The sequence below is a fragment of the Streptomyces kanamyceticus genome (genome assembly GCF_008704495.1).
Classification (GTDB): Bacteria; Actinomycetota; Actinomycetes; order Streptomycetales; family Streptomycetaceae; genus Streptomyces; species Streptomyces kanamyceticus.
Genome location: NZ_CP023699.1, coordinates 7,743,720 through 7,770,431 on the forward strand (window position 1 = coordinate 7,743,720; position 26,712 = coordinate 7,770,431).

Below are 26,712 nucleotides of genomic sequence, written 5' to 3' on the forward strand. Positions count from 1 at the left end.
GTTGAGGGCAGGAGCGGAGGCACCCTCCGTACCGACTTGAACGTACGACCTGAAGAGAGCAGTCACACACATGCGCGTCGAGATCTGGAGCGACATCGCCTGCCCCTGGTGCTACGTGGGCAAGGCCCGCTTCGAGAAGGCCCTCGCCGCCTTCCCGCACCGCGACGGCATCGAGGTGGTGCACCGCTCCTTCGAGCTGGACCCCGGCCGCGCCAAGGGCGACACCGCCCCGGTGCTCGCGATGCTCACCAAGAAGTACGGCATGTCCGAGGAGCAGGCCCGCGAGGGCGAGCAGCGCCTCGGCGAGAACGCCGCGTCCGAGGGCCTCGGCTACCGCACCGAGGGCCGCGACCACGGCAACACCTTCGACATGCACCGGCTGCTGCACCTCGCCAAGGAGCGGGGCCGCCAGGACGAGCTGATCGGCCTGCTCTACCGCGCCAACTTCGCCGAGGAGCGGTCCGTCTTCGAGGACGACGAGCGCCTGGTGGAGCTCGCCGTCGCCGCGGGACTCGACGCCGAAGAGGCGCGCGGCGTCCTCGCCGACCCGGAGAAGTACGCCGCCGACGTCCGCGCGGACGAGCGCGAGGCCGCGGAGCTCGGTGCCAACGGGGTGCCGTTCTTCGTCCTCGACCGCAAGTTCGGCGTCTCGGGCGCCCAGCCCGCCGACGTCTTCGCGCAGGCCCTCCAGCAGGCGTGGGGCGACCGCTCGCCGCTGACCACCATCGCCGCGGGCACCGAAGGCGCCGACGGCGAGGCGTGCGGCCCCGACGGATGCGCGGTTCCGCAGCAGGGCGACACCGTATAAGAGTTGGTCCCATGGGGATCGACACCGGCGCCGAGTTCGCGCCCACGACGACGTATCTCAACACCGCGAACTGCGGTCTGCCGCCGCACCGCGCCAGCGAGGCCGTGCGCACGATGGCCGCCGAGCTCGGCGACGGCAGGCCGGGCGGGGCGGAGGACTTCGGGTCCGTGGAAGCGGCCCGGGCGTCCTTCGCCCGCCTCGTCGGGGTGTCACCGGGCCGGGTGGCGATCGGCTGCTCCGTCGCCGTGCACGTCGCGCTGATCGCGGGCTCGCTGCCGCCGGGCGGCGAAGTCCTCTTCCCCGAAGGGGAGTTCGCCTCCGTCGCCACCCCCTTCACCGTGCGCGGCGACCTCCGCGCGCGGTACGCGCCGCTGGATTCGCTCGCCGACGCCGTCCGCCCCGACACCGCGCTCGTCGCCTTCTCCGCGGTCCAGTCGGCCGACGGCAGGTCCCCCGACCTCGCGGCGGTCCGCGCCGCGGCCGCCGCGCACGGCGCGCGCACCCTCGTGGACGCGACGCAGGCCGTGGGCTGGCTGCCGTTCGACGCCTCGCTGTACGACTACACGGTCACCGGCGCCTTCAAGTGGCTGCTCTGCCCGCGCGGCGCCCAGTTCCTCACGGTGACCGAAGAGGCCCAACGGTCCCTGGTCCCGCTGCACGCGGGCTGGCTCGCGGCCGCCGACACCGACAACTCCTCGTACGGCCCCGTCACCGAACTCGCCCCCGACGCGCGCCGGTTCGACGAACCGCCCGCCTTCCTCGCCTACCGAGGCGCGGCCGCCGCCCTCACGCTCGTCGAGGAGACCGGCATCGACGCGGTGCACGCCCACGACACCGCCCTCGCCGCCCGCTACCGCGCGGGACTCGCCGGGCTCGGCCGCACCCCGGTGCCCGGCACGTCCCCCATCGTCTCCGTGCCGGGCCTCGGCGACCGGCAGCCCGAACTGGCCCGCGCCGGGGTCGTCACCTCCGCACGCGCGGGACACCTGCGCGCCGCGTTCCACCTGTACAACACGGAGGCGGACGTGGACCGCCTGCTCGACGTGCTCTCCGGCTGACCCCTGGCGCACCGGGCGGCGGGACGTCACGCTTGACAGGGCGGGGCGGGCGCGCCGGGCGGCCGCGCGAGGTGGTGGTGCCGATGAAGCGGGCGTTCGACACGGCGGACGCGAGAGGCGGCCCCGAACGGCCACCGCCCGACGACGATCTGCACCGGCGCCTCGTCTACGGCGACGAGGCCGCGCTCGCCGAGGTCTACGCCGCCTACGGCGACCTCGTGCACCGCGTCGCCACCCGGGTCACCCGCAGCGCCGCCGCCGCGGAGGACGTCGCGCAGGAGGTCTTCGCCCACCTCTGGAGCAGGCCGTACGCCTTCGACGCGCGCCGTGGCAGCCTGCGCGCCTGGCTCTCCATGCTCGCCCACCGGCGGGCCGTGGACTGGGTGCGCGGCGAGGAACGGCACCGCAAGGCCAAGCACGCGGACGAGACGGTGCTGCGCGCCGTCCCCGCCCCAGGACCCGCCCCCGACGAGGCCGTCCTCGAACAGGAACGCTCGCTCCTGCTGCACTCCGCGCTTGCCCGGCTGCCGCTGCACCAGCGGCAGGTGGTGCACCTGGCCTACTTCGCGGGCCGGACGTACCGTCAGGCCGCGGTCGAGCTCGGCATCCCCGAAGGCACCGCGAAGACCCGCCTGCGGACGGCCCTGCGCACCCTGGCAGAGACCCTCGCGGACCCGCCCCTGCGAGGTGAGATCCCATGACCACGGAACACGAGGACGTACGCGAACTGCTCGGCGCCTGGGCGGCGGGAGCGCTCCTGCCCGGCGACGAACACCGGATCACGGCGCACCTTCCCGGCTGCGCGGACTGCTCGACGGAGGCGCGCGGGCTGCGGGAGACGGTGCGGCAGTTGGAGGGGCCACCGGCGCCGTCGCCCTCCGGCGCCCCGCACGTCCTCTCCCGCGCGTTCCGCACCCGCGCCCCCGCCCTGCGGACCGCCCCGCACGCCGCGCCCTACGCGGCCGCGGTCGCCGGACTCCAGGCGCTCCTCGGGGAGTTGGACGAGCGGGGTGACTGGGGGACGCCGGTCGTGCACGACTGGGACGTGCACGACACCGTCGCGCATCTGATCGCCGCGGACGAGCCGCTCGCACTCCGTCTCGGCCTGCACGCGCGCGTGCCTGCCTCCTCGGCGCCGGAAGGTACGTCGTGGCGGGCGGCCTGGGCGGCGCGCACCTCCGACGTCATCGCCCACGAGCGGCTGCGCACCCCCGCGCAGACCGTCGCCACCTGGCGCAACCAGGCCGCGGGGCTCCTTGCCGCACCCGCCGCCCACGACCCGGAACTCGCCGCGCGCGCCGCCGTGCTGATGGGCGTCCGGCTGCCGGTCGGCGACCACTTCCTGGTGCGGGCCTTCGAGGCCTGGGTGCACGCCGACGACATCGGCAGGGCGCTCGACCGGCGGGTACCCCCGCCGCGGGTCCCGCACCTGTGGCAACTCGTCCGGCTCGCCGTGCGCATCCTCGGCATCGCCCTGGGCCCCCAGGCACCGACGGTGGCGCTCACCGTCGAGGGAGAGGGCGGCGGCACCGAATGGATCCTGGGCAACCCGGACGACGCGGTACGCGCCCAACTGGTCCTGGACCCGGTCGACTTCTGCCTCCTGATAGGCGGCCGCCGCCCCCCAACCGAAATCCCCCAAGGCCAATCAGGCGACAAATCCGCATCCGACCACCTCCTGTCCCGAGCGACTTCACTGTCGTGGCTGTAGCACCAACTTGACGGGGTCACGGGCGGCGGCGTGCTCAGGGGCGCGGGGAACTGCGCGAAAGGCCCGGCTGGGGTCAACGCGCCGGGGGCAGGCGCAGCGGTGCGGTCAGGGGCGCGGGGAACTGCGCAAAAGCCCGGCTGAGGCCAACCCGACGGAGGCAGAGGCAGCGGTGCGGTCAGGGGCGCGGGGAACTGCGCGAAAAGCACCGCTGGGGTCCACCCGACGACGGCACGAGCAACGGCGCCGGTCAGAGCCGGGTCTCACCCACCCGCTCAGGACACCCCGCCGTCTCCACACAAAGATTCGCCTCCACCTTGGAAAGCAGCCGCGCCAACTCCGTACGCTCCGCCACATCAAGCCCCGCCAGCGTCCGCCCCTCCAACTCCGCCCAGGCCCCCTCCACCTGGGCAAGCAACCCGCAACTCGCATCGGTGGCCTCGACGAGCACGGCCCGCCGGTCCGCCGGGTCGGGACGGCGCCGCACATGCCCGGCCTGCTCAAGCCGCTGGAGCATCTTCGTGACCGTGGACGGGTCGAGCTCGACCGCCTTGATGAGCTCGGACTGTCGTACCGGACCCGCGTCCCACAGGTGCATCATCACGAACTCCTGGCCGGGATAGAGACCGAGCCCCTTGAGCAGCTTGCCCGCGGCGACGCGGTGCAGCCGTGCCACCCGGCTGACGGCGAGGCTGACGGGGCCCGCCTGCGCGACCCCGTGCGAGCCGGGGGTACAGACGGGGTCGCCGGCCGTGGCGGACGGTGCGGTGTCGGCCTTCATCGGGTGCTCCTGCTGCTGGTCGCGGGGTGCTCTCGGGACGTCTCGAGCATGCCTCCAGTATGTCTTCCGGAATATTACCTTGGTCGGCCAATGAATGGGTTACAGTGACATCCGGCGCAGATACTTGGCCGACCACATAACAACCTGCCCGGGAGTCCTGATGACCACCGCGTTCGACCCGATCGACCTGTCCGGCAACCGCCTGGGCAACCGCATCGCCATGGCCCCCATGACCCGCAGCCGCGCAGGTGAGGGCGGTGTGGCCACGGATCTCACCGCCGAGTACTACGCACAGCGCGCCTCCGCGGGGCTGATCATCACCGAGGGCACCCAGCCTTCCGTGGTCGGCCAGGGATACCCGGACACCCCGGGCCTGCACAGCGCGGCCCAGGTGGCGGGCTGGCGCAAGGTCACCGACGCCGTGCACGCGGCGGGCGGCAGGATCTTCGCCCAGATCATGCACGCGGGCCGCATCGGCCACCCCGTGCTGCTGCCCGACGGTCTCGTGAACGTCGCACCCTCGCCGGTCGCCGCCGACGGCCAGGTCTTCACGGCCGAAGGGCCCAAGGAGTTCATCACCCCGCGCGAGCTGACCGACGCCGAGGTGCGCGCGACCGTAGGCGACTTCGCCGCCGCCGCGCGCAACGCGATCGACGCGGGCTTCGACGGCGTCGAGCTGCACGGCGCCAACGGCTATCTGATCCACCAGTTCCTCGCCCCCGGCTCCAACCGGCGCACGGACGAGTGGGGCGGCTCGGTCGAGAACCGCATCCGCTTCGCCGTCGAGGTCGCCAAGGCCGTCACCGCGGAGATCGGCGCCGAGCGCACCGGCTTCCGCGTCTCGCCGGGCAACCCCTTCAACGACATCTCCGAGCCGGACCCGGAGCCGACGTACACCGCCCTCGCGAAGGAGCTGGCCGCGCTCGACCTGGCGTATCTGCACGTCATGGAGGTGGGGGAGGTCCGTGAGCTCTCCACCCGGCTGCGCAAGGAGTTCGGCGGCACGTTCGTCCTGAGCCCGCGGACCGACGGTCCCACCAGCCATGACGCGCTCGCCCTGGTCGAGGACGGCACCGCGGACCTGATCGCCTTCGGCGCGCTGTTCCTCGCCAACCCCGACCTGCCCGCCCGCCTGCGGACCGAGGGCCCCTACAACACGCCGGACCAGGCGACGTTCTACGGCGGCACGGAGAAGGGCTACACGGACTACCCGGCGCTGTAGTACGGACCGGCACACGCGAGTCGGCCCGGCACCCACCTGGGTGCCGGGCCAACTGTCGTACGCGGCAGGCTACTTCACCGGAGTGAAGTCCCGCGCACCGATGAACTCGGGCCGTCGTACCGGCGCCGCGAACGGCTCGACCGCCGTGTTCTCCACGCTGTTGAACACGATGAAGACGTTCGACCGCGGATAGGGGGTGATGTTGTCCCCCGAACCGTGCATCGCGTTGCAGTCGAACCACGTCGCGGAACCGGCCTCGCCGGTGAAGAGCCGGATGCCGTGGTCGGACGCGAAGTGGGTCAGCGTCCCGTCCGAGGGGATGCCCGCGTCCTGCATCTGCAGCGACCGCTTGTAGTTGTCCTTCGGCGTCGCGCCGGCGCAGCCGAGGAACGTCTTGTGCGACCCCGGCATGATCATGAGGCCGCCGTTGGTGTCGTGGTTCTTCGTCAGCGCGATCGACACCGAGACGGTCCGCATGTTCGGCAGGCCGTCCTCCGCGTGCCAGGTCTCGAAGTCCGAGTGCCAGTAGAACCCGGTGGCACCGAAGCCCGGCTTCACATTGATCCGCGACTGGTGGACGTACACGTCCGAACCGAGGATCTGGCGGGCCCGGCCCACCACGCGCGGGTCGGCGGCCAGCCTGCCGAAGAGCTCACTGATCCGGTGCACCTCGAACAGGGAGCGGATCTCCCGCGTGCGCGGCTCGACGATGGAGCGCTCGTCCTCCCGCATCGCGGGATCGTTCATGAGCCGTTCCAACTCGGCGTGGTACACGCCCACTTCGTCCGGGGTGATCAACTGGTCGATCGCCAGGAAACCGTCCCGCTCGAACCCCGCCAGATCCCCGGCCGCGATCGGCCCTTCGGCACCCGGCTCGGACCACACCACGGGGTCCTTGCGTTCGATGAGCACCTCTGCGGCGCCTCGGGTCGGGTACAGGTCGGTGGTGCGTTCGGGTGCGGTGGTCATGGTGGTGCCTGCCTCTCCTCTCGTACGGCCCTGTTCGGGATGTCAGCGGACCGGTGGACCGGTCTCAGCCCTCGTCCGGCTCCGTGAGCAGCGGGTACACGCCGTTCTCGTCATGGTCCTCACGGCCGGTGACGGGCGGGTTGAAGACACACAGGCAGTGGAAGTCCTCCTTGATCCGCATGGTGTGCTTCTCGTGCCCGTCGAGCAGATACATGGTGCCCGGCGTGATCGTGTACTTCTCGCCGGTCGTGTCGTCGGTCAGTTCGGCCTCGCCCTTGGTGCAGACGACGGCCTCGATGTGGTTCGCGTACCACATCGACGTCTCCGTGCCCGCGTACAGGATGGTCTCGTGGAGTGAGAACCCCACGCGCTCCTTGGCGAGGACGATGCGCTTGCTCTCCCAGGTGCCCGATGCGGCCTTCACATGCCGGTCGGTGCCTTCAATGTCCTTGAACGAACGGACGATCACGGTGAGTTGCCTGCTTTCTTAACTGTCGTACGGTGCGGGGCGGGCGGCCGTCAAGCGGTCTCGCGCACGGCGCGTGCCAGCGTCCGCAGCCCCTCGTCCAGCTCCTCGGTCGTGATCGTCAGCGCCGGAAGCAGCTTGACGACCTCGCTCTCGGGGCCGGAGGTCTCGATGAGCAGGCCGAGCTCGAAGGCGCGCTTGGCGACCTTGCTAGCCCGCTCCTTGTCGCGGAACTCGATGCCCCAGACCAGGCCGCGGCCGCGGTACTCGACGGTGTCGTCGGGGTACTCGGCGCGCAGCGCGCTGAGGGTCTCCTCGATCTGCTGGCCGCGGGCCAGGGTCTGCTTCTCCATCGCGGGGCCGTCGGTCCAGTACGTCTCCAGGGCGGCGGCCGCCGTGACGAAGGCCGGGTTGTTGCCGCGGAAGGTGCCGTTGTGCTCGCCCGGCTCCCACACGTCGAGCTCCGGCTTGAACAGGCAGAGCGACATCGGCATGCCGTAGCCGCTGATGGACTTCGACACCGTCACGATGTCCGGCGTGATGCCCGCCTCCTCGAAGGAGAAGAACGCGCCGGTGCGGCCGCAGCCCATCTGGATGTCGTCGACGATGAGCAGCATGTCCCAGCGCTCGCACACGTCGGCGAGCTTGCGCAGCCACTCGGTGCGGGCGACGTTGATGCCGCCCTCGCCCTGCACGGTCTCGACGATCACGGCCGCCGGGGTGTTCAGGCCCGAGCCGGAGTCCTCCAGGAGGCGCTCGAACCAGATGAAGTCGGGGGTCCGGCCGTCGAGGTAGTTGTCGAACGGCATCGGCGTGCCGTGCACCAGCGGGATCCCGGCGCCCGCGCGCTTGAAGGCGTTGCCGGTCACCGCGAGCGAGCCGAGCGACATGCCGTGGAAGGCGTTCGTGAACGACACGATCGACTCGCGGCCCTTGACCTTGCGGGCGAGCTTCAGCGCCGACTCCACGGCGTTGGTGCCCGTCGGGCCCGGGAACATGACCTTGTACGGCAGGTCGCGCGGGCGCAGGACGACGTTCTGGAAGGTCTCCAGGAAGGCGCGCTTCGCCGTCGTCGACATGTCGAGACCGTGCGTGACGCCGTCGCGCTCGATGTAGTCGATGAGGGCGCGTTTCAGGACCGGGTTGTTGTGGCCGTAGTTGAGCGAACCGGCACCGGCGAAGAAGTCGAGGTACTCATGGCCGTCCTCGTCGAACATGCGGCTGCCCTGCGCGCGGTCGAAGACCGTAGGCCAACCGCGGCAGTAGCTGCGCACCTCCGACTCCAGGGTCTCGAAGACGCTCAGGTCGGGCTGGGTGATGGTCACAGCGAATCTCCTGGGAGATGAAGAAGTGCGAGGGAGGTGGGGGGTGTTGAGGAAAAGCCGGGGGAGTGGGGCGGGGAGCCGGGCGGGTGGTGCCCGCCGTCCGTCGTCGCTCAGTGCGGCAGTGGCTCTATGAGGTAGAGCACCTCGGGCTCGTGCCCGTCGTCGGGGAACAGGCCCGCGTCGAACAGGACCGTGCGCGCGACCGATGCGCCGTGCCGCCTCGCGTACGAAGTGAAGAGGGCCTCGGACGCCGTGTTGTCGGGCGAGATGGTCGTCTCCAGGGCGTCCACCGGGTGCGCGGCGCTCACCTGCGCGGTCAGCCCGTCGAGGAGGGCGGCGGCGAGTCCCTTGCCGCGGTGCGGGTGGTCGACGGCCACCTGCCAGACCATCAGGGTGCCGGGCCGGTCGGGGCGGATGTAGCCGGTGATGAAACCGGCCACCTCGCCGTCGGCGTCCCGCGCCACCACGGAGGTCCGTGCGAAGTCACGGCACCACAGCAGATAGCTGTACGAGGAGTTCAGGTCGAGCACCTTCGAGTCGCGGGCGATCCGCCAGATCGCGGCGCCATCGGCGACCACGGGACTGTCGAGTCGCAGTCCCTCGGGCATTTTTTGGAATTTCGCTTGCAGGTCGGTCGGTAGATCGGCTTGTGCAGCGGTCATGCGGATTGAATTTACCGAGCAATTCTTGGGATTGCATCGGGGGAAGGGGTTACGCCAAAGAGGTCGATGTGTTATCACGCGGGGGTGCGCGCCCGCATGAGATCTCGACCATTTATGGGGATTTGCCCATGAGATAGCACGCAAAATGGACGCGATGTGGAGTGCGTCACAGATCCACAACTGTTGCGGGGTGGGTCCGAATTACGGTGGTTGGCGCTGTTGAAATCTTAGTGTTTAGGTCCCCGGAAAGCGGGCAGAAGAATACGGGAAGCTGTGCTTCTTGGGTTTATAAACAATTCGTGAAAATGCCTTGAGGGCGTCTGAGGGAATTCAATGGAAGACAGGGGCGGAGGGGTGGATTCACGATCCGGTGACCCCGTCGACGCGTTCCCTGATGAGATCGGTGTGGCCGTTGTGCCGGGCGTACTCCTCGATGAGGTGCACGAGGATCCAGCGCGGGCTCACGACGTCCTCGCCGTTCACCGCGGCCGCCTCGGCGGGGCCGAGACGCCCCGTGTCGTCGAGCGACCGCCCCGCGCAGATCTCCCGGCTCACGGCGACCTCGCGCTCCCACACGGCGAGCACCTCGGCGAACGTCCTGGACCGGTCCGGGGTGAAGCCCCCGGGCGGCTCTCCGTAGAGCAGCGGGACCTCCCGCCGGGCCCCGCGTGCTTCGTCCGGAGTCGTCATGACGGGCACGGTGCCGTGCCCTGGGGCGGGCGCCGGGGTTCAGCCCGTGGCGAACCGGGGGTGCGGTGCCCTTCCGGGCGGGGGACGAAGGGGCTGCGTGGTGAGGGGTGTCTGCGGCTGCGGGTGCGTCGTGGCTTGTCGCGCAGTTCCCCGCGCCCCTTGCGGGGCCCGGTGCCTCGGCGCGTTTTCGTTTCGGGGCCCGCCACCTTGGTCGGTGGCGGGGCCATGTCGGCTAGTGCCAGGCGGTCGTTACCGCTCGGCGGGCCGCCTCCAGGTCGACCGTGCGGCCTGACTCCGTCATCGCCGCGCCCAGTGCCGCCAGCGAGGCGTGGACGACGCCGCGGGTCGCGTCGGGGCCGTAGTGGTTGACGCGGATCATCTCCTTGGCGAGCGCGCCGCCACCGGCGACCAGTGGCAGTACCGGATCCGCGGCGAGTGCCCTGGCGACGAGCTCGGAGGCGTCGACGCCCGAGGGCGCGCGCAGCGTGGTGGCGACCGGGGCCGCGTCCCCCGCCTCGTACACGTAGGGCTCAAGGCCCCCGCCCAGCGCGAGCGCACCCGCGCGCGTGGCGGCCGCGGCGGTGGCGTGCCGCGCCATCAGGGCGTCCAGGCCCTCCGTCTCGATGCGCTCCACGCACGCCTCGAGCGCCAGCATCTCCAGCTGGGCGGGCGCGTGCAGCAGGGCCTTCCTGCCGCCGTCGATCCACCGCTCCTTCCAGTCGAGGAGGGAGAGGTAGGAGCGGCGCGGCGCCTGCGGGTTGGCGGCCAGGCGCTGCCAGGCCCGCTCGCTGACCGACACCGCGGAGACACCCGCGGGCCCGCCCATCGCCTTCTGCGCGCCGATCACGCACAGGTCCACGCCCCACGCGTCGGGAAGCAGCGGCTCGGCGGCCACCGAGGCCACCGCGTCCAGCATGAACAGCGCGCCGTGCTCGCGCACGACCGCGCCGATCTCCGCGACGGGGTTGGTGTTGCCGGTCGCCGCCTCGGCGTGCACCAGCGAGACGAAGTCGATCTCCGGGTGCGCGGCGAACGCCTGGCGCACCTGCTCCGCGGTGACCGCGGTGTGGAACGGCACCGCGAGGTCGATGACCGTCGCGCCGCAGTCGCGCAGCCAGTTCCCGAACGTCTGGCCGTACGGCCCCGTGATCACGTTCAGCGCCGTCGTGCCGGGCCGCGCGGCGCCCCTGATGCATCCCTCCAGGGGCAGCAGGGCCTCGCCCTGCATGATCACGACGTCCTGCTCGGTCGCGAGCAGCCCCGCCACCCGCGCCTCGATGGCGGCGAAGTGCTGGGCGCTCAGCGGCGCCAGGTCCAGAAAGGGGTGCGTCACAGTACTGCTCACGTCACTGCTCACTTCGCTCACGAGTTCGTTCGGGCTGCGGTACCGAGCGTACCGGCCGCCTTTTAGGCTGCTGTTCATGAGCGATCACGCGGTGTTGCACGTGAAGGGGCGGGTGCTCGTAGGGCCCGATGACGTACGGGACGAACTGTGGGTGGTCGGGGGGAGGGTGACGTACGACCGCCCCGTCGGTACGGCGGCGGGCGACATCCGCACGGTCCAGGGCTGGGCGCTGCCCGGCCTGGTCGACGCGCACTGCCACGTAGGCCTGGACGGGCACGGTCCTGTCGACGCCGCCACCGCCGAGAAGCAGGCGCTCACCGACCGGGAGATCGGCGCCCTCCTGATCCGCGACGCGGGCTCCCCGTCCGACACCCGCTGGATCGACGACCGCGAGGACCTCCCGAAGATCATCCGGGCCGGTCGGCACATCGCGCGCACCCGGCGCTACATCCGCAACTACGCCCACGAGATCGAGCCCGAGGGCCTCGTCGCCTACGTCGCCCAGGAGGCGCGGCGCGGCGACGGCTGGGTCAAGCTCGTCGGCGACTGGATCGACCGGGACGCCGGTGACCTGACCGCCTGCTGGCCGCGCGGCGCGGTGGAGGCGGCGATCGCCGAGGCCCACCGACTCGGCGCCCGCGTCACCGCGCACTGCTTCGCCGAGGACTCCCTGCGCGACCTGGTGGAAGCGGGCATCGACTGCGTCGAACACGCCACGGGGCTCACGGAGGAGACGATCCCCCTCTTCGCCGAGCGGGGCGTCGCCATCGTCCCGACGCTGGTCAACATCGCCACCTTCCCGGACCTCGCCGCGGGCGGCGAGGCGAAGTTCCCGCGCTGGTCCGACCACATGCGCAGGCTCTACGACCGCCGCTACGACACGGTCCGCGCCGCGTACGACGCCGGGGTCCCGGTCTACGCGGGCACCGACGCGGGCGGCTCCCTCGCCCACGGCCTGGTCGCGGCCGAGGTCGCCGAACTGACCCTCGCGGGCATCCCCGCGGTCGACGCGCTCTCCGCGACGACGTGGGGCGCGCGGGAGTGGCTGGGGCGTCCCGGGCTCGTCGAGGGTGCGCCGGCGGATCTCGTGGTGTACGAGGCGGATCCGCGGGCGGACGTGCGGGTGCTCGCCGCGCCGCGGCGGGTGGTGCTGAACGGGCGGGTGGTGGGGTGAAGGTCGGTGCGGGCCGGGCCGTTGTGCGGTGTTGACCGGGCGTTACGCGGGTTCAGCTCGCGTCGTTGAATGTTTCCTTGCGGCAACTTCCCTGCCCGATAAGGGCGTTGCCCATGGGGTCTACGGGAACGCCCGTGCCTCTAGATTCGAAGAAGTGGTCGGAAACCTCCCTTTGGAGTGAACTCACGCCAGGTTGCTGACCGTTCACTCTGAGTGCGTAAAGATTCCCGCGTCGTCCTTCGTCGAAGGAGGGCGACGCCTTCGGTGCGCACGCGATGTCCCCATGTGGCGTGCGCCGCCGGTGGCTCCATTTCTCCTGTGGGGGTTCCACCACTGTGATCAGCAATACGTTCCGCATGCCCGCGCGCCGCCTCTCCGCCGTCGCGATCACCACCGCCCTGGCCGCCGGTCCCGCGGCCCTCGTCGGTGCCGGATCCGCGCAGGCGACCGGGGGCGGCGACGAGGGCACGCGCGGCGGCCGCGCCGACGCCGTCGTGCTGCGGACCGGACTCGACGTCTCCCTGCTCAACAAGACCGTGAACGTCCCGCTCAAGGTCTCCCTGAACGAGGTGCGCGCACCTGCCGACGCCGAGAAGACCGCGCTCACCGCGCGGTTGGACGGAGTCGACGGAGGACAGCCGTTCAGCGTGCTGCGCGCGGACGTGGCGACGGCGCGGGCCACGGTGAAGGGCGGCAGGGCGGAGGGCTACAGCAACATCGCGCGGGCCAAGGTGCACGTGCCCGGGCTGCCGTTGCTCTCCCTCATCGAGGTCGACCAGGTCACGTCGAAGGCGGTCTGCGAGGCGGGGAAGCGGCCTGTCGCGGAGGCGAACCTGCTGGGCGGGGTGACGGTCCTCGGCAAGCGGGTCACGCTGACCGCCTCGGGAACGACCGAGGTGAAGGTGCCCGGAGTCGGTGAGGTGCGGCTCGACCTGTCGAGCACGCATACGACATCGCGTACGGCGGCGGCGACCGCGCTGCGGCTCAAGGTGTCGGTGAATCCGCTGAAGCTGAACGTGGCGGAGGTGGAGGGGACGGTGACGCTGGCGGGGGCCGGGTGCGAGTCGCCCGCGGCGAAGCCGCGCGAGGAAACGGGGACAAAGCCGCAGGGAAAGCCGAAGGAGCCGGTGGCCGCGAAGACGGCACCGAAGACTGAGGCGAACCTGGCGGAGACGGGGGGTAGTTCGATGACGCCGTATGTCGCGGGTGGAGCGGTGGCGTTGTTGGTGGCGGGTGGTGGGGTGGTGGCGTTCGCGCGGCGCAACCGGGATTGATCCTGGCGGGGGCGCCTTGGGCGGGTGTCTGCGCCTTGGGTTCGTCTTGGGGGCGGGGCCGCGGGGGTATGTGCGTACTCGCCATCCCGGGGCGGGGGCTACTGGGCTTGCTTCCTTGCCTCGGTCTGTACTGTGCTCCGTTCGCACATACCCCCACGTCCCCTCAGGCGCGCTGGCGGCTGCGGGCCGGTGGGGGTTCCGTCCCCCCGCCCGCGCCGTGGCGTGTGCTCCCGTCCTCGCTCCTCGGCGACGGGGGCTGTGCCCACCCGTGCCGCCCAGCGGCACGATTGCCCACAGCAGTAGCCCCACCGGCCCGCAGCCGCCATCCCGGCTTGAGGGGACGTGGCGGTATGTTCGCCCGGAGCACTGGGGGCCTCGTTCCGAGGTACCCAAGCCGTGGCGGTGCGCCTGGGACGGCGAGGACGGACATACCGCCGCGGCCCCGCCCCACAGCCGAAGCCGAGGCGGGTTGCTCCTACAGGGACGGTCCGTCGCGGAGATACGGGTGGGTGGGTGGGAAAGGTATCCGCCGCGAAGCGGCGGGGTAGTCGGCCCTACAGGGGCAGCCGCCGCAGAGCACCCCTGAGCGCCGAGAGAAACCCCGTAGAGGTCCCCCGATCGCGGACAGCGAGCCGAATCCAGTCAGGCCCAAGGCCAGGAAACGTGTCGCCGCGACGGACCGCGAACCCCCCCTCCCGCAAGCGCTCCCGGACCACCCCCGCCCCCGCCACCCGTACAAGGACGAAGGGCCCCTCCGCAGGCTCCACCACCCGTACCCCCGCAGGCGCCAACTCCGCGAGTCCGGCGAGGAGATGGGCCCGGTCCGAGGCCACCCGGTGCGCCGCGTGCCCCGCCTCCGCGAGCGCCCGCGGCGTCACGCACGCCTGTGCCGCCGCGAGCGCGGGCGTGGACACGGGCCACAGCGGCTGCGCCTGCTCCAGCGCCGCGATGGTCTCCGGGGCCGCGAGCACGTAACCGATCCGCAGTCCCGCGAGCCCCCACGTCTTGGTGAGGCTGCGCAGCACCACGAGGCCGGGCACGTCGGTGCGGCCCGCGAGGGCCTCGCGTTCGCCGGGGACCGCGTCCATGAACGCCTCGTCCACCACGAGGTGCCGCCCGGGCCGCGCGAGCCCGGCGACGGCGGCCGCGGGGTGCAGCACGGACGTTGGGTTGGTCGGATTGCCGACGACCACGAGGTCGGCCTCCTCCGGCACCGCCGCCCCGTCGAGCCGGAACCCGTCCGCCTCCCGCAAGAGCACCCGCCCCACCTCGTGCCCCGCGTCCCGCAGCGCCGCCTCCGGCTCGGTGAACTGCGGGTGCACGACGTAGGGGTGACGGACCTTCAGGGCCCGAGCGATGAGCACGAACGCCTCCGCGGCCCCGGACGTGAGCAGCACCCGGTCCGGAGTCACCCCGTGGCGTTCCGCCACGGCCCGGCGCGCCTCCCGCCCGTCGGGATACGCGGCGAGGCCGTCGAGCGACGCGTGGATGTGCTCCTTCAGCCAGGCCGGGGGAGTGCCGGCCCGCACGTTGACCGCCAGATCGGTGAGGCTCGCGCCGTCGTCGCGTACCTCCGCGTCCCCGTGGTGCCGCAGATCGGGACCGGGACCGGGATCGGGATCGGGAGAGGGAGGCGTATGCATGGGCTCGGGCTCCGTGGATTCGGTGCGGGCGGACGGTTCACCGGGGCGGCTCGCGATCGCGCAGGTCGCCATCGCGGGACGCCCGTGCGGCGTCGACTTCCTTTTGGGTACGAGGAGTTCACCACCGGCCCGCAGCGCCGCCGCCTCCGCGACGGAGGGCGTACCGACGGCCGCGCGGGACCGCGCGGTCGGGTTGGGCACCGGGACCCGGGCCAGTTCCGCCGCCGGGTACGCCACGAGCGGCACCCCGAGCCGCGCCGCCGCCGCGACGATCCCCGGCTCGTCGGCCTTCGCGTCGACCGTCGCCAGTTCGACGACGGCCCGCAGGGAGAGCCCCGCGTCGCGCACGGCGTCCCGGACGAGCCCGAGCACCTCCGCCGCGTCGGCGTCCTCACAGGCGCCCACGCCGACGACCAGAGCGGCGGGTGCGGGCACCGGCACCGTACCGGCGGCGAGGTCGGCGTCGGCCATGAGCGGTCCTTTCGTACGAAGGGGGTACGGCGGCTGCGGATGTGCGCCGTGGTGGGTCAATCGGTTAGCAAGGTGCCATGGCGGTGTTCGTGGCGCTCGGCGCCTTCCTCATGACGCTGGTGGGCGGCTGGACGGCCCAGCGGGTCACCGACCGGCGCCACCTCGTCCTGGGACTCGCGGGCGGCCTGATGCTCGGCGTGGTCGGGCTCGACCTGCTGCCGGAGGCGCTGGAGGCCGCTGGCGGGCCCGTGTTCGGCGTCCCCGCGGCCCTGCTCCTGTTCGTGGCGGGCTTCCTCGTCGCCCATCTGGTCGAACACCTGCTCGCGGGCCGCCACGCCGCCCACGGCGCCGACGAGCACGCGAACGGCCGGGTCCCCGAGGTGGGGCTCACGGCGGCCGCCGCGATGGTCGGGCACAGCGTCATGGACGGCGTCGCGATCGGCGCGGCCTTCCAGGTCGGCGGCGGCATGGGCGTGGCCGTGGCGCTGGCCGTCATCGCCCATGACTTCGCCGACGGCTTCAACACGTACACGATCACCAGCCTGTACGGGAACGCCCGCCGCAAGGCCCTCGCGATGCTGTTCGCGGACGCGGCGGCCCCGGTGGTGGGCGCCGCGTCGACGCTCCTGTTCACCATTCCGGAGCAACTGCTCGGCGGCTATCTCGGCTTCTTCGGCGGCGCGCTGCTCTATCTGGCCGCCGCCGAGATCCTGCCCGAGGCGCACCACGACCACCCGGCCCGCTCGACCCTGCTGTGCACGGTGGCGGGCGCCGCCTTCATCTGGCTGGTGGTGGGCCTCGCGGGCTGAACCACGAGGGCCGGTACGACCGGTGCGTACGGTCACGTCGCGCATCTCTCGACGAACCGGCGTGCGATGCCCGGCTCCGCCGCCCAGTGCGTGTGCAGATAGCTGGCGTGCACGTTCTGCCGCACGAAGCCCTCGACGCGCCGCTCGGGCTGGTGCAGGCCCCAGGCGGGGGACTCCCCGGCCCCGGGTTCCACGACCGTGCGGTGGAACTCGTGCCCCCGCATCCTGGTCCCCGCCACCGCGAGCACGCTGTCCGACACGGCGACCGCGTCCCGGTACCCGAGCGTCAAACGCTCCGACATCCGCGCGTCGGCGTCGAGCACCCCGCACATCGGCTTCCCGTCCAGCTCGCGGGAGAGGTAGAGCAGCCCCGCGCACTCGGCGGCCACCGGCGCCCCGGAGAACGCAAGGGAGGCCACCGCCTTCCTGAGCGGCTCGTTCGCCGACAACTCGGGCGCGTACACCTCGGGAAAGCCACCACCGATCACCAACCCGGCGGTTCCGTCGGGCAGTTGCTCGTCATGGAGAGGATCGAAGGGCACGACCTCGGCCCCGGCGGCGCGCAACAGCTCCGTATGCTCGGCATACGAAAAACTGAACGCGGCCCCACCGGCAACGGCGACAACTGGCTTGTACCCAGCCCGTCCGGCGGAACTTTCAGCCTGCTCGGCGGGAATCTCAGCCCGTCCGGCGTTTGAGGACGAACTCGGCGAAGCCGGTGATGACACCAGCCCCGGCGACCACGCCACCCCCGGCAGGCCCGGCGCCGACCGAGCAAGCGCGAGAAGAGCGTCCAGGTCGCAACCGCCCCGTACCCGCGAGGCCAACGCCGCCACGGACTCCACCGCATCAGCCCGCCGCTCGGCAACAGGCACGAGCCCAAGGTGCCGAGAGGGAGCCCGGACCTCACTCACCCGGCGCAACGCGCCGAGCACCGGTACCCCGGACTCCTCCAGCGCCTCCCGAAGAAGCGCCTCGTGCCGGTCCGAGCCGACCTTGTTGAGGATGACGCCCGCGACCCGCACCTCGGGGTCCCACGAGGCGAAGCCGTGCACGAGCGCCGCCACGGACCGCGACTGCGACGACGCGTCGACGACCAGGACGACCGGCGCCCGCAGCAGCTTGGCGACATGCGCCGTGGAGGCCAGTTCGCCCTGCCCCGCGGCCCCGTCGTACATCCCCATCACGCCCTCGACCACGGCGATGTCGCACCCGGCCGCCCCGTGCGCGAACAGCGGCGCGACCAGGTCGGGCCCGCACAGGTACGCGTCGAGGTTGCGTCCTGGCCGCCCGGTGGCGAGCGCGTGATAGCCGGGGTCGATGTAGTCGGGCCCGACCTTGTGCGGGGAGACGGCGAGCCCGGCGGCCGCGAACGCGGCCATCAGGCCCGTCGCGACGGTCGTCTTGCCGCTGCCCGACGACGGCGCCGCGATGACGAGGCGAGCTACCACTCGATGCCCCTCTGGCCCTTCTGCCCGGCGTCCATCGGGTGCTTGACCTTGGACATGTCGGTCACCAGGTCGGCGAAGTCGACGAGCTGCTGGGGCGCGTTGCGCCCTGTGATGACCACGTGCTGGGTGCCGGGGCGGTTCCGGAGGACCTCCACGACCTCGGCCGGGTCGATCCAGCCCCAGTGCATCGGGTAGGCGAACTCGTCGAGGACGTAGAGCTTGTACGTCTCGGCGGCGAGGTCGCGCTTGACCTGCTCCCAGCCCTCACGCGCCTTGTCCTCGTTGGTCAACTCGCCCTCGGCGGGGGCGCGTTGGATCCACGACCAGCCCTCGCCCATCTTGTGCCAGTCGACCGTGCCGCCCTCGCCGGAGGCCCCGAGGACCTTCAGCGCGTTCTCCTCGCCGACCTTCCACTTCGCCGACTTCACGAACTGGAAGACGCCGATCGGCCACCCCTGATTCCAGGCGCGCAGCGCGAGCCCGAACGCGGCGGTCGACTTGCCCTTGCCGATGCCCGTGTGGACGAAGACGAGCGGGCGGTTGCGGCGCTGGCGCGTCGTGAGTCCGTCGTCCGGTACGACGCTCGGCTGTCCCTGCGGCATTAAGCGGCCCTCCTCGAAGGCGAGTTCATTCCCTGTACGTCCTTGACGAGTCCGGCGATCGAATCCGCCCGCAGCTCGTCGAGGGTGACGGCGGTGCCGCCGAGCTCGCCCGCCAACTGGGCCGCGAGGCCCAGGCGTACGAAGCCCGACTCGCAGTCGACGACCACCGAGGCGACCCCGTCGGCCGCGAACAGCCGCGCCGCGCGCCCGGCTTGGGCCACCGGCTCGACCCCTCCGGTCGCCCGCCCGTCCGTCACCACGACCACCAGCGGCCGCCGCGCGGCGTCCCTCAGCCGCTCGACACGCAGCACGTCGTGCGCCTTCAACAGCCCGGCGGCCAGTGGAGTGCGGCCGCCCGTGGGCAGCGATTCGAGGCGGGCCGCAGCCGCGTCCACCGACGACGTCGGCGGCAGCGCCACCTCGGCCTCGGCGCCCCGGAACGTCACGAGCCCCACCTTGTCGCGCCGCTGGTAGGCGTCCAGGAGGAGCGAGAGCACGGCGCCCTTGACGGCGCTCATCCGCTGCCGCGCCGCCATCGACCCGGAGGCGTCCACGACGAACAGCACGAGATTGCCCTCGCGCCCCTCCCGCGTCGCCTGCCGCAGGTCGTCACGGCGTACGACGAGTCCGGTGCCGGAGCGTCCGCGCGCCCTCTGGTGCGGGGCCGCCGCCTGCACGGTCGCCGCCAAGTGCAGCTTGGTCAGGGCGCCTTGAGGGCGTCGAGAACCCGTCGTACGGCCGTGTTCGGTGCGCGCGCGTGAGCGTCGACCCGCCGCGCCCTCGCCGATGCCGGGCACGCTCAGCATCTTCGTGCGGAACGGCTCGGCGGCGCGCACCGCCTGCTGCTCGCCCGCGCCGCCGGGCGCCGGGGCGGGCGTCTCGTCCTGCCCCTGGTCCTCGCCCGAGTTCCCGCTCTCGTTCCCGTTCTCGCCCTGGTTCTGGGAGGGCAGTTCGGGGGAGTCGGGTCCGTCCCCCGCCGGGGGCTTTCCGCCGCCTCCGTCGGGCCCGTCCGGGTCGGGGTCGTCGTCGCCGTCGGGGGAGCCGCCGCCATCGGGCTCGGGCGCCTCGTCCTCGCGCGCCTCCTCCAGCGTCTCGTCCAGCTTGTCCTCGTCGAGGCCCGGCGCGTCGAAGGGGTTGCGGCGCCTGCGGTGCGGCAGCGCCAGGAGCGCGGCCTGGCGCACGTCCTCGCTCAGCACGTCGGTGCGGCCCGCCCACGCGGCAAGCGCCGTCGCGGTGCGCGCCATCACGATGTCCGCGCGCATCCCGTCCACCTCGAACGCCGCGCAGGTCGCCGCGATCTGCCGCAACGCTCCGTCACCCAGGGTCACTTGGGGGAGCAGCGCACGCGCGGCCACGACCCGCTCGCGCAGTGCGCTCTCGTCGTCGTACCAGCGCCCCGCGAAGCCCTCGGGGTCGTCGTCGTACGCGAGCCTGCGCCGGACCACCTCGACGCGCTGGTCCGTCTCCCGGGAGGCGGCCACCTCGACGGTGAGGCCGAACCGGTCGAGCAACTGCGGCCGCAGCTCGCCCTCTTCGGGGTTCATGGTGCCGACGAGCAGGAAGCGGGCGGCGTGCCGGACTGACACGCCTTCGCGCTCCACGTACGAGGCGCCCATCGCGGCGGCGTCCAGGAGCAGGTCGACCAGGTGGTCGTGGAGGAGATTGACCTCGTCGACGTAGAGGATGCCGCGGTGCGCGTCGGCGAGCAGTCCGGGTTCGAACGCCTTGACGCCCTCGGCGAGCGCCCGCTCGATGTCGAGGGCGCCGACGAGCCGGTCCTCGGAGGCGCCGACGGGCAGTTCGACCATCCGCGCGGGCCGCGCGGTGGCGCCGCCCGCGTCGTGCGGTCCGTCGGGGCAGTTCGGGTCGGCGGCCGCGGGATCGCACGAGAAGCGGCACCCGGCGACGACCGGCACCTCGGGAAGGAGCGCCGAGAGCGCGCGCACGGCGGTGGACTTGGCGGTGCCCTTCTCACCCCGTACGAGCACGCCGCCGACGGCGGGCGATACGGCGTTCAGCAAGAGCGCGAGCCGCAGGTCGTCCTGCCCGACGAGGGCGGTGAACGGATACGGGGTACTCACAGAGCCTCCTTGGTACGTTCTGGTGTTGCTGACGGCGCTGGTGTTGGTGCGGGTGCCGCGGGCGCCCCCGGTGGAATGAACGGCAGACCCGTCGGCACCCCCTTCTCGATCAGGCCCAACAGCGCGTCCGTGTCCGCGTGTTCTTCGATCAGATCGCCGAGCAGGTCGAGCTGTTCCTCGCGCAGTACGCCGAAGCTCGTGTCGGGCGCGGGCACGAAGCGCCGTCCGGCCGCGCGCGCCACCTCGGTCAGGAACCGGCGCCGGAACGCGTCGCTCTCCAGCGACCCGTGCCAGTGCGTGCCCCACACCTCGCCGACCCGGCAGCCGTCCAAGAAGGCTTCCCCGCCGAGGACTTGGGCCACGCCATGGTGGATCTCGTATCCCTCGACGCGCTCCCCGAGTGCTTCACCCACCGGCCGAGCGAGGGTCTTCTCCCGGGCGAACCGCACGCGTACGGGCAGCAGCCCGAGCCCGTCCACGGATCCCGCCCGCGACTCGACCTCGTCCTCGATGTACTCGCCGAGCACCTGGAAGCCACCGCAGATCCCGAGCACGGGGCGCCCCTCGGCGGCCCGGCGCGCCAGGGCCGCGGCGAGCCCCCGCTCGCGCAGCCACTCCAGGGCGCGCACGGTGCCGCGCGTGCCGGGCACGACCACGAGGTCGGCGTCGACGAGTTCCTCGGCCCGGTCCACGAACCGCACCACGACACCCGGTTCGGCGGCGAGCGCGTCCACGTCCGTGAAGTTGGACATCAGTGGCACGGCGCAGACAGCGACCCGCAGCACGTCGTCGCCGACCGGCGGCGCGACCACGGACTCCCGGACGGCGCCGCGCAGGGACACCCGCAGGCCGTCCTCCTCGTCGATGCCGAGCCCGTGCTGGAACGGCAGCACGCCGTACGTACGCCGCCCGGTCAGGCCGCGCAGCATGTCGAGCCCGGGTTCGAGCAGCGAGACGTCCCCGCGGAACTTGTTCACCAGGTACCCCGCGACCAGCTCCTGGTCCTCGGCGCTCAGCAGCGCCGTGGTCCCGAAGAAGGACGCGAAGACCCCGCCCCTGTCGATGTCGCCGACCACCAGGACGGGGAAGCGGGCGGCCCGCGCGATCCCCATGTTCACGATGTCCGTGCGCCGCAGGTTGATCTCGGCGGGGCTGCCCGCGCCCTCACAGATCACGGCGTCGTACGTGCTCCGGAGCTCATCGAGGCATCCCACGACGGTCTCCAAGAGCGCCGCCTGGCGCCCCCCGTGGTAGCCGCGCGCGCTCATCTCGCCCACCGGCTTGCCCATGAGGACGACCTGGCTGGAGCGGTCGCTGCCCGGCTTGAGCAGCACCGGGTTCATCAGCGCGCTCGGCTCCACCCGCGCGGCCTGCGCCTGCATGGCCTGCGCACGCCCGATCTCGGCGCCTTCGTGCGTGACGAAGGAGTTGAGGGACATGTTCTGCGCCTTGAAGGGCGCGACGGACACGCCCTTGCGCGTCAGCCACCGGCAGATCCCGGCGGTGACGACGCTCTTGCCCGCGTCCGACGTGGTCCCCGCGACCAGCAGCCCGCCGCTCATGCGTCTCTCCGTTTCCGCCGGGCGGCCGCCACCGCGACCCCCAGCGCCAGCCAGCTCACCCGTCGAGAGAGCCGCACGGCCCGCTCGATGTCCGGGACCCGTACGGCACGCCCGGTCGCGTTCAGAACAGGACGGTGCTCGACCCGCCCCGCGTACGAGAGCGTCCCACCGAGCCGTACGCCGAGGGCCCCGGCGAAGGACGCCTCGACGGGCCCCGCGTTGGGACTGGGATGCTTCGCGGCGTCCGCGCGCCAGGCCCGCAGCGCGCCGCGCGGCGAGTCGCCCGCGAGCGTCGCGAGGACGGCGGTCAGCCGGGCCCCGGGCCATCCCATGACGTCGTCGGCCCGGGCGGAAGCCCACCCGTACCGCCGGTACTTGGGCGACTTGTGCCCGACCATCGCGTCGAGCGTGTTCACGGCGCGGAAGGCGACGAGCCCCGGCACCCCGCCGAGCGCCCCCCACACCAGGGCCCCCACCACGGCGTCCGAGGTGTTCTCCGCGACGGACTCCACCACGGCCCGCGCGATCCCGTCGGCGTCGAGCGCCTGCGGATCCCGCCCGCACAGGTGCGGCAGCCGCTCCCGCGCGACCTCGATGTCCCCGGCCTCCAGAGCCCCGCCGACGGCCCGCGCCTCACGCCCGAGCGAGGTCCCGCCGACCACGGCCCAGGTCGCGGCGGCCGTCAGCGCGACGGATCCGGCAGGTGAACGGCGTACGAGGGAAGAGGCGAGCGCGGCGGCACCCGCGGCGCCACCGGCGCACACCATGGCGTGCAACGCGCCCCACCCGCGGTGGTCGCGCCACAGCACCCGCTCGACGGCACCCGCCGCACGCCCGAACGCGGCGACCGGATGGCCCCGGCGCGGATCGCCGAGCAGCAGGTCGCCGATGAGACCGGCGGCGGCGCCGTACGCGAAGTCGCGATCGGCACTCACGGGGGTCAGCCGGTCGCCGTGCCGAGGAGCTGACTCGTACTCGGAAGGGGAACCGGCAAGGGGCGGCCGCGCATGGCGATATGTCCTCACTCAGGGTGTCCGCGCCCTGGTTCGACGTGATGCGGCGGCGCGAGTTCCTGGCTTCCGGGGAGGTCGCTCCCCGATGACAGTGGCGGGACCGCGCCGGATTCGCACCGGCTTCCTCACCTGCCGCCGTAGTTGGCCCCGGCAGTCCACCACGCCCCGCGAACGCCCGTCAACTCGCCGTTGACCTGCGGCGGGAGACTGTGCGGAGCCCCACACACGACGGTGGGGTGCGGGACGCATACGCACGTCCCGCACCCCACCGGTGAAGCTGTCGTCAGGCTCGGACGAGGCTCAGGCGACGATCAGATAGATCCCGTACGCCACCGCCGCCGCGCACAGCGCGAAGCAGGCGTACGCGCCGGTGCGGGCCACCGCCGCGGAGCCGCCGCCGGACGCGGCCGCCGCCTCCTGCTTGGAGAGGCCGACGATGCCGAGCGTGAACAGGCCCACCAGGGCCACCGTCACCGCGAGGCTGACTCCGAAGACGGAGCCGAGAGCTGCCCAGTCGATGCTCATGCTGATCCGTCCTTACACCGTCGCGGGCCTGGCGGGGTCCGCCATGGCGCCGGTCGTGGTCGTGGTCGGGGCCGAGATGGTGGCCTTGACCGGGTCTTCGGAAGAGGAGTCCGTGGTGGCCGTCGTGCCCACCGGGGGCGGTGAGACGGCGGCGATCGCGGTGGTCACGACGCCCGCGGGCTCGGCGTCCTTGGCGGCGCCGATCTCGTCGTCGGTGACGTTGGTGTGGTCGACGGCGTCGCGTCGCGAGAGGACCCAGATCACGGCCGAGCCGCCGATCAGGATCGCGGCGGTGGCCGCGATGCCCCAGGGGCCCTGCTTGGTGAGGAACTCGGCGCCCGCGCCGACCAGACCGGCGGCCGGCAGGGTCAGGCCCCACGCGACGAACATCCGGGTCGCGGTCGACCAGCGGACCACGCCGCCCTTGCGGCCGAGGCCCGCGCCCATCACGGCGCCGGAGCAGGACTGGGTGGTGGAGAGCGAGAAGCCCAGGTGCGAGGAGGCGAGGATGACCGTCGCGGCGCTGGTCTGGGCGGCGAAGCCCTGCTGCGGCTGGAGGTCGGTGAGGCCCTTGCCCATGGTGCGGATGATGCGCCAGCCGCCCAGGTAGGTGCCGAGGGCGATGGCCACACCGGCCGAGACGATGACCCACATCGGGGGGTTCGCACCGGGGTTGAGGACACCGCCGGTGACCAGGGCGAGCGTGATGATGCCCATGGTCTTCTGCGCGTCGTTGGTGCCGTGCGCCAGTGAGACGAGGCCCGCGGAGGCGATCTGGCCCACGCGGTAGCCCTTGGCGGTGGCCTTGGTGTCGGTGTTGCGGCCGATCCGGTACGTCAGGCGCGTGGCCAGCATCGCGGCGATGCCCGCCACGAGGGGCGCGGCGAGGGCCGGGATCAGGATCTTGGTGACGACGGTGCCGCCGTTGATCGACGACCAGCCCATCGACATGACCGCGGCGCCGATGAGGCCGCCGAAGAGGGCGTGGGAGGAACTGGAGGGCAGGCCGACCAGCCAGGTCAGCAGGTTCCAGAGGATCGCGCCGACGAGCGCGGCGAAGATGACCTCTGTCTTGAGGCCGTCCTCGTTGACGATGCCGCCGGAGATCGTCTTGGCGACTTCGACGGAGAGGAAGGCGCCGACGAGGTTGAGCACGGCGGACATGGCCACCGCCGTCTTGGGCTTGAGAGCGCCGGTCGAGATGGTCGTCGCCATCGCGTTGGCAGTGTCGTGGAAACCGTTCGTGAAATCGAACACGAGAGCGGTGACGATCACGATCCCGAGGAGAAGCGTGATGTGTTCCATTTACCCAGGCTTCTGTTGGACGTCAGTGGCATGTGGAACGTAGGCAACCTGGGTGAACGGAAAGTGAACTGGGACGGGCGGTGCGGTGACTCGAAGCGGAGCGCCGCCACCCCGTCTCCGCCAGGTGTCTGACGAAGATCGTACGGAGCGATGGCGCGAGGCCCGGAATCTGGGCGGAGTGTCGGCTTCCGGGACCCCTCGGCTACCCCCGGGCGAACCGCTTCAGCTGCGCCGCCGAGCCGTTGAAGAGATTCTGATCACCCGGCAGTCCGCCGTGGTTGTCGTACTGCCAGAACGTCCAGAACGCCCAGCCCCTGGGCAGCGCCCCCGCCGAGGACCCCCAGCGCGCGAGCCACAGGGCGTGGTGCGCGGCGAAGGCCCCGCTGCCGCCCGTGCAGTCGTTCCACCACTTGGCGGTCGTGTAGATCACCGGACGACGTCCGGTACCCCGCTTCACCGCGTCGCTGAAGGCCTGGATCCAGTTCACCGTCCTGGCCTTGCTCAGGCCGTAGCACTTCCGCTTGTCGTACGGGTTGTCCTCGATGTCGAGCGCGGGCGGCAGCGTCCGGCCGTCCGCGCGCCAGCGCCCGCCGTGGTCCATGAAGTAGCGGGCCTGGGCCGTGCCTGAGGACTTGCTGGGCACCGCGAAGTGGTACGCCCCGCGGAGCAGTCCCGCGGCGCGCGAGCCGTCGTACTGCTGGGCGAAGTAGGGGTTGAGGTAGGAGTCGGACTCGGTCGCCTTCACGTAGACGAACCGCGCGCCCTTGTCCTTCGCCCGCTGCCAGTCCACGTTCTTCTGGTGCGAGGACACGTCGTGCCCCCGAGGCCCGCCCGCCGCCGAAACCGGAATCTCGGCGAGGGCGGTACCCGCGACGGCGAGGGCCGCCACGGCGGCCGCGACGAACCGGGCGTGACGACGGGCGCGACGACGGGACGGCATGTGATCACGAGCCATGTTTCTCCCGGGTTCCGCCCTATGGTGAGCGCCGCCCCGCTGGCAGGATCACCGCATGACTGAGCAACGACAGGACGCGGCGCGGGACACGGCGGGCGATGCGGGGGGCACGGTCCCGGGCGCCGTCGAACAGGCGTGGGCCGAGCTGGTGGAGACCGCCCGCAGAACGGTGCGGGACGGCCTGGTCGTCGGCACGTCGGGCAACGTCTCCGTACGCGTCGGCGGCACGATCCTGGTCACCCCGAGCGGTGTGCCCTACGACCGGCTTGCCCCGGGGGACGCGCTCGGCGTCGACATCGAAGGACGACGGCTGTTCGGCGACCTCTCGCCCACCAGCGAGCTGCCCATGCACCTCGCGATCTACCGCGAGACCGACGCGAGCGCCGTCGTCCACACCCACGCCGTGCACGCCACGGCCGTCTCGATGCTCGTGCCCGAACTCCCCGCCGTCCACTACATGACGGGCATCCTCGGCGGCCCCGTCCGGGTCGCTCCGTACGCCCTGTACGGAACGGAGGAGCTGGCCGCGAACATGCTGCACGCCCTGCGCGACCGCACGGGATGCCTCCTCCAGAACCACGGAACGGTCACCTACGGAGACTCCCTGTCCCAGGCGTACGACCGCACGGCCCAGCTGGAATGGATGTCCCGCCTCTGGCTCACGGCGAGCTCGCTGCCCGGCCACACCCCCACGCTCCTTTCCCCGGCCCAGCTGCGTGAAGCGGAGGAGCGGCTACGGGGGTACGGACAGCGGCGCTCCTGACCCGCGCCCCGGCGCGGCGGCATCACCCGCCGGGCACCGCCCACTGGCCC

The 26,712-nt window shown here is 72.2% G+C and carries 25 protein-coding genes and 1 riboswitch; of the genes, 9 read left to right on the plus strand and 16 right to left on the minus strand.

From position 1 onward, the window contains the following. The first annotated feature begins 70 nt into the window (after window positions 1-70). The 4 genes from CP970_RS33615 (at window position 71) to CP970_RS33630 (ending at window position 3,577) form a co-directional block, all read left to right on the plus strand. Entirely contained in the window at window positions 71-808 is a 738-nt protein-coding gene (locus CP970_RS33615) for a DsbA family oxidoreductase (RefSeq protein WP_055553459.1), read from the plus strand. 11 nt (window positions 809-819) lie between these two features. After that, window positions 820-1,866: an aminotransferase class V-fold PLP-dependent enzyme gene (locus tag CP970_RS33620; protein WP_055553461.1), complete on the plus strand. Its 1,047-nt coding sequence runs from the start codon at window positions 820-822 to the stop codon at window positions 1,864-1,866. A gap of 83 nt (window positions 1,867-1,949) precedes the next feature. Beyond that, the gene (locus tag CP970_RS33625; RefSeq protein ID WP_055553463.1) at window positions 1,950-2,567 is read left to right on the plus strand and encodes an RNA polymerase sigma factor; all 618 of its coding nucleotides are present in this window, start codon (window positions 1,950-1,952) and stop codon (window positions 2,565-2,567) included. Continuing rightward, window positions 2,564-3,577, plus strand: coding sequence for a maleylpyruvate isomerase family mycothiol-dependent enzyme (locus CP970_RS33630; protein ID WP_055553465.1), 1,014 nt, complete (start codon window positions 2,564-2,566; stop codon window positions 3,575-3,577). The genes CP970_RS33625 and CP970_RS33630 overlap by 4 nt, the downstream gene beginning before the upstream one ends. Before the next feature lie 247 nt (window positions 3,578-3,824). On the opposite strand, the gene CP970_RS33635 is transcribed toward CP970_RS33630, so the two are convergent. Further along, on the minus strand, window positions 3,825-4,355 hold the full coding sequence (locus CP970_RS33635; protein WP_055553467.1) for a MarR family winged helix-turn-helix transcriptional regulator: 531 nt from the start codon (window positions 4,353-4,355) through the stop codon (window positions 3,825-3,827). A gap of 160 nt (window positions 4,356-4,515) precedes the next feature. On the opposite strand from CP970_RS33635, the gene CP970_RS33640 reads away from it, so the two are divergent. Beyond that, window positions 4,516-5,577 (plus strand): alkene reductase, encoded by a 1,062-nt coding sequence (locus CP970_RS33640; RefSeq protein ID WP_055553469.1) that lies wholly within the window; start codon window positions 4,516-4,518, stop codon window positions 5,575-5,577. Window positions 5,578-5,646: 69 nt separating this feature from the next. Here the strand turns inward: CP970_RS33640 and thpD are convergent, their stop codons facing one another. The 6 genes from thpD to CP970_RS33670 form a co-directional block, all read right to left on the minus strand. Next, window positions 5,647-6,546, minus strand: a complete 900-nt coding sequence (gene thpD, locus CP970_RS33645) for an ectoine hydroxylase (protein ID WP_055553471.1) — start codon at window positions 6,544-6,546, stop codon at window positions 5,647-5,649. 64 nt (window positions 6,547-6,610) lie between these two features. After that, window positions 6,611-7,015 (minus strand): ectoine synthase, encoded by a 405-nt coding sequence (locus CP970_RS33650; RefSeq protein WP_055553473.1) that lies wholly within the window; start codon window positions 7,013-7,015, stop codon window positions 6,611-6,613. Window positions 7,016-7,065: 50 nt separating this feature from the next. Continuing rightward, a complete protein-coding gene (gene ectB / locus CP970_RS33655; protein WP_055553475.1) occupies window positions 7,066-8,337 on the minus strand; it encodes a diaminobutyrate--2-oxoglutarate transaminase in 1,272 nt (423 codons plus the stop codon). A 110-nt stretch (window positions 8,338-8,447) separates the two neighbouring features. Further along, the gene (gene ectA, locus CP970_RS33660; RefSeq protein WP_079044003.1) at window positions 8,448-8,999 is read right to left on the minus strand and encodes a diaminobutyrate acetyltransferase; all 552 of its coding nucleotides are present in this window, start codon (window positions 8,997-8,999) and stop codon (window positions 8,448-8,450) included. Between the two features lie 360 nt (window positions 9,000-9,359). Then, window positions 9,360-9,689, minus strand: coding sequence for a mycothiol transferase (locus CP970_RS33665; RefSeq protein ID WP_079044005.1), 330 nt, complete (start codon window positions 9,687-9,689; stop codon window positions 9,360-9,362). 232 nt (window positions 9,690-9,921) lie between these two features. Continuing rightward, window positions 9,922-11,022, minus strand: a complete 1,101-nt coding sequence (locus CP970_RS33670) for a pyridoxal-phosphate-dependent aminotransferase family protein (protein ID WP_055555564.1) — start codon at window positions 11,020-11,022, stop codon at window positions 9,922-9,924. A gap of 88 nt (window positions 11,023-11,110) precedes the next feature. On the opposite strand from CP970_RS33670, the gene CP970_RS33675 reads away from it, so the two are divergent. Further along, entirely contained in the window at window positions 11,111-12,208 is a 1,098-nt protein-coding gene (locus CP970_RS33675) for an amidohydrolase family protein (protein WP_055555566.1), read from the plus strand. Window positions 12,209-12,543: 335 nt separating this feature from the next. Continuing rightward, on the plus strand, window positions 12,544-13,482 hold the full coding sequence (locus tag CP970_RS33680; RefSeq protein ID WP_079044004.1) for an SCO1860 family LAETG-anchored protein: 939 nt from the start codon (window positions 12,544-12,546) through the stop codon (window positions 13,480-13,482). Between the two features lie 554 nt (window positions 13,483-14,036). Here CP970_RS33680 and cobC read toward each other — a convergent pair. Beyond that, complete coding sequence (gene cobC / locus CP970_RS33685; RefSeq protein WP_150494352.1) at window positions 14,037-15,596, minus strand: Rv2231c family pyridoxal phosphate-dependent protein CobC; 1,560 nt, start codon at window positions 15,594-15,596, stop codon at window positions 14,037-14,039. 77 nt (window positions 15,597-15,673) lie between these two features. Here cobC and CP970_RS33690 point away from each other — a divergent pair, with 77 nt between their 5' ends. Then, window positions 15,674-16,405 (plus strand): ZIP family metal transporter, encoded by a 732-nt coding sequence (locus CP970_RS33690; RefSeq protein ID WP_055549345.1) that lies wholly within the window; start codon window positions 15,674-15,676, stop codon window positions 16,403-16,405. A gap of 32 nt (window positions 16,406-16,437) precedes the next feature. Here the strand turns inward: CP970_RS33690 and CP970_RS33695 are convergent, their stop codons facing one another. From CP970_RS33695 to CP970_RS33730, 8 genes are all read right to left on the minus strand, one after another. Beyond that, entirely contained in the window at window positions 16,438-17,856 is a 1,419-nt protein-coding gene (locus CP970_RS33695; RefSeq protein WP_055549343.1) for a cobyrinate a,c-diamide synthase, read from the minus strand. Beyond that, window positions 17,850-18,458 carry a cob(I)yrinic acid a,c-diamide adenosyltransferase gene (cobO, locus tag CP970_RS33700; protein WP_055549341.1) on the minus strand — a complete coding sequence of 203 codons (609 nt, stop codon included), beginning with the start codon at window positions 18,456-18,458 and terminating at the stop codon, window positions 17,850-17,852. The genes CP970_RS33695 and cobO overlap by 7 nt, the downstream gene beginning before the upstream one ends. Beyond that, window positions 18,458-20,539: a putative cobaltochelatase gene (locus CP970_RS33705; RefSeq protein ID WP_055549339.1), complete on the minus strand. Its 2,082-nt coding sequence runs from the start codon at window positions 20,537-20,539 to the stop codon at window positions 18,458-18,460. Before CP970_RS33705 ends, cobO begins: the two co-directional genes overlap by 1 nt. Continuing rightward, window positions 20,536-22,101, minus strand: a complete 1,566-nt coding sequence (locus CP970_RS33710) for a cobyric acid synthase (protein ID WP_055549337.1) — start codon at window positions 22,099-22,101, stop codon at window positions 20,536-20,538. Before CP970_RS33710 ends, CP970_RS33705 begins: the two co-directional genes overlap by 4 nt. Then, a complete protein-coding gene (locus CP970_RS33715) occupies window positions 22,098-23,036 on the minus strand; it encodes a cobalamin biosynthesis protein (RefSeq protein WP_150494353.1) in 939 nt (312 codons plus the stop codon). Before CP970_RS33715 ends, CP970_RS33710 begins: the two co-directional genes overlap by 4 nt. 109 nt (window positions 23,037-23,145) lie before the next feature. Continuing rightward, window positions 23,146-23,289, minus strand: a riboswitch (cobalamin riboswitch). Between the two features lie 125 nt (window positions 23,290-23,414). Then, window positions 23,415-23,639 carry a hypothetical protein gene (locus CP970_RS33720; RefSeq protein ID WP_055554378.1) on the minus strand — a complete coding sequence of 75 codons (225 nt, stop codon included), beginning with the start codon at window positions 23,637-23,639 and terminating at the stop codon, window positions 23,415-23,417. A 12-nt stretch (window positions 23,640-23,651) separates the two neighbouring features. Further along, window positions 23,652-24,944: an inorganic phosphate transporter gene (locus CP970_RS33725; RefSeq protein ID WP_055554380.1), complete on the minus strand. Its 1,293-nt coding sequence runs from the start codon at window positions 24,942-24,944 to the stop codon at window positions 23,652-23,654. A gap of 202 nt (window positions 24,945-25,146) precedes the next feature. Then, window positions 25,147-25,899, minus strand: coding sequence for a lysozyme (locus tag CP970_RS33730; protein WP_055554382.1), 753 nt, complete (start codon window positions 25,897-25,899; stop codon window positions 25,147-25,149). Between the two features lie 55 nt (window positions 25,900-25,954). Between CP970_RS33730 and CP970_RS33735 the strand changes: the two genes are divergently transcribed. Then, window positions 25,955-26,662: a class II aldolase/adducin family protein gene (locus CP970_RS33735; RefSeq protein WP_055554384.1), complete on the plus strand. Its 708-nt coding sequence runs from the start codon at window positions 25,955-25,957 to the stop codon at window positions 26,660-26,662. Window positions 26,663-26,712 lie beyond the last annotated feature (50 nt).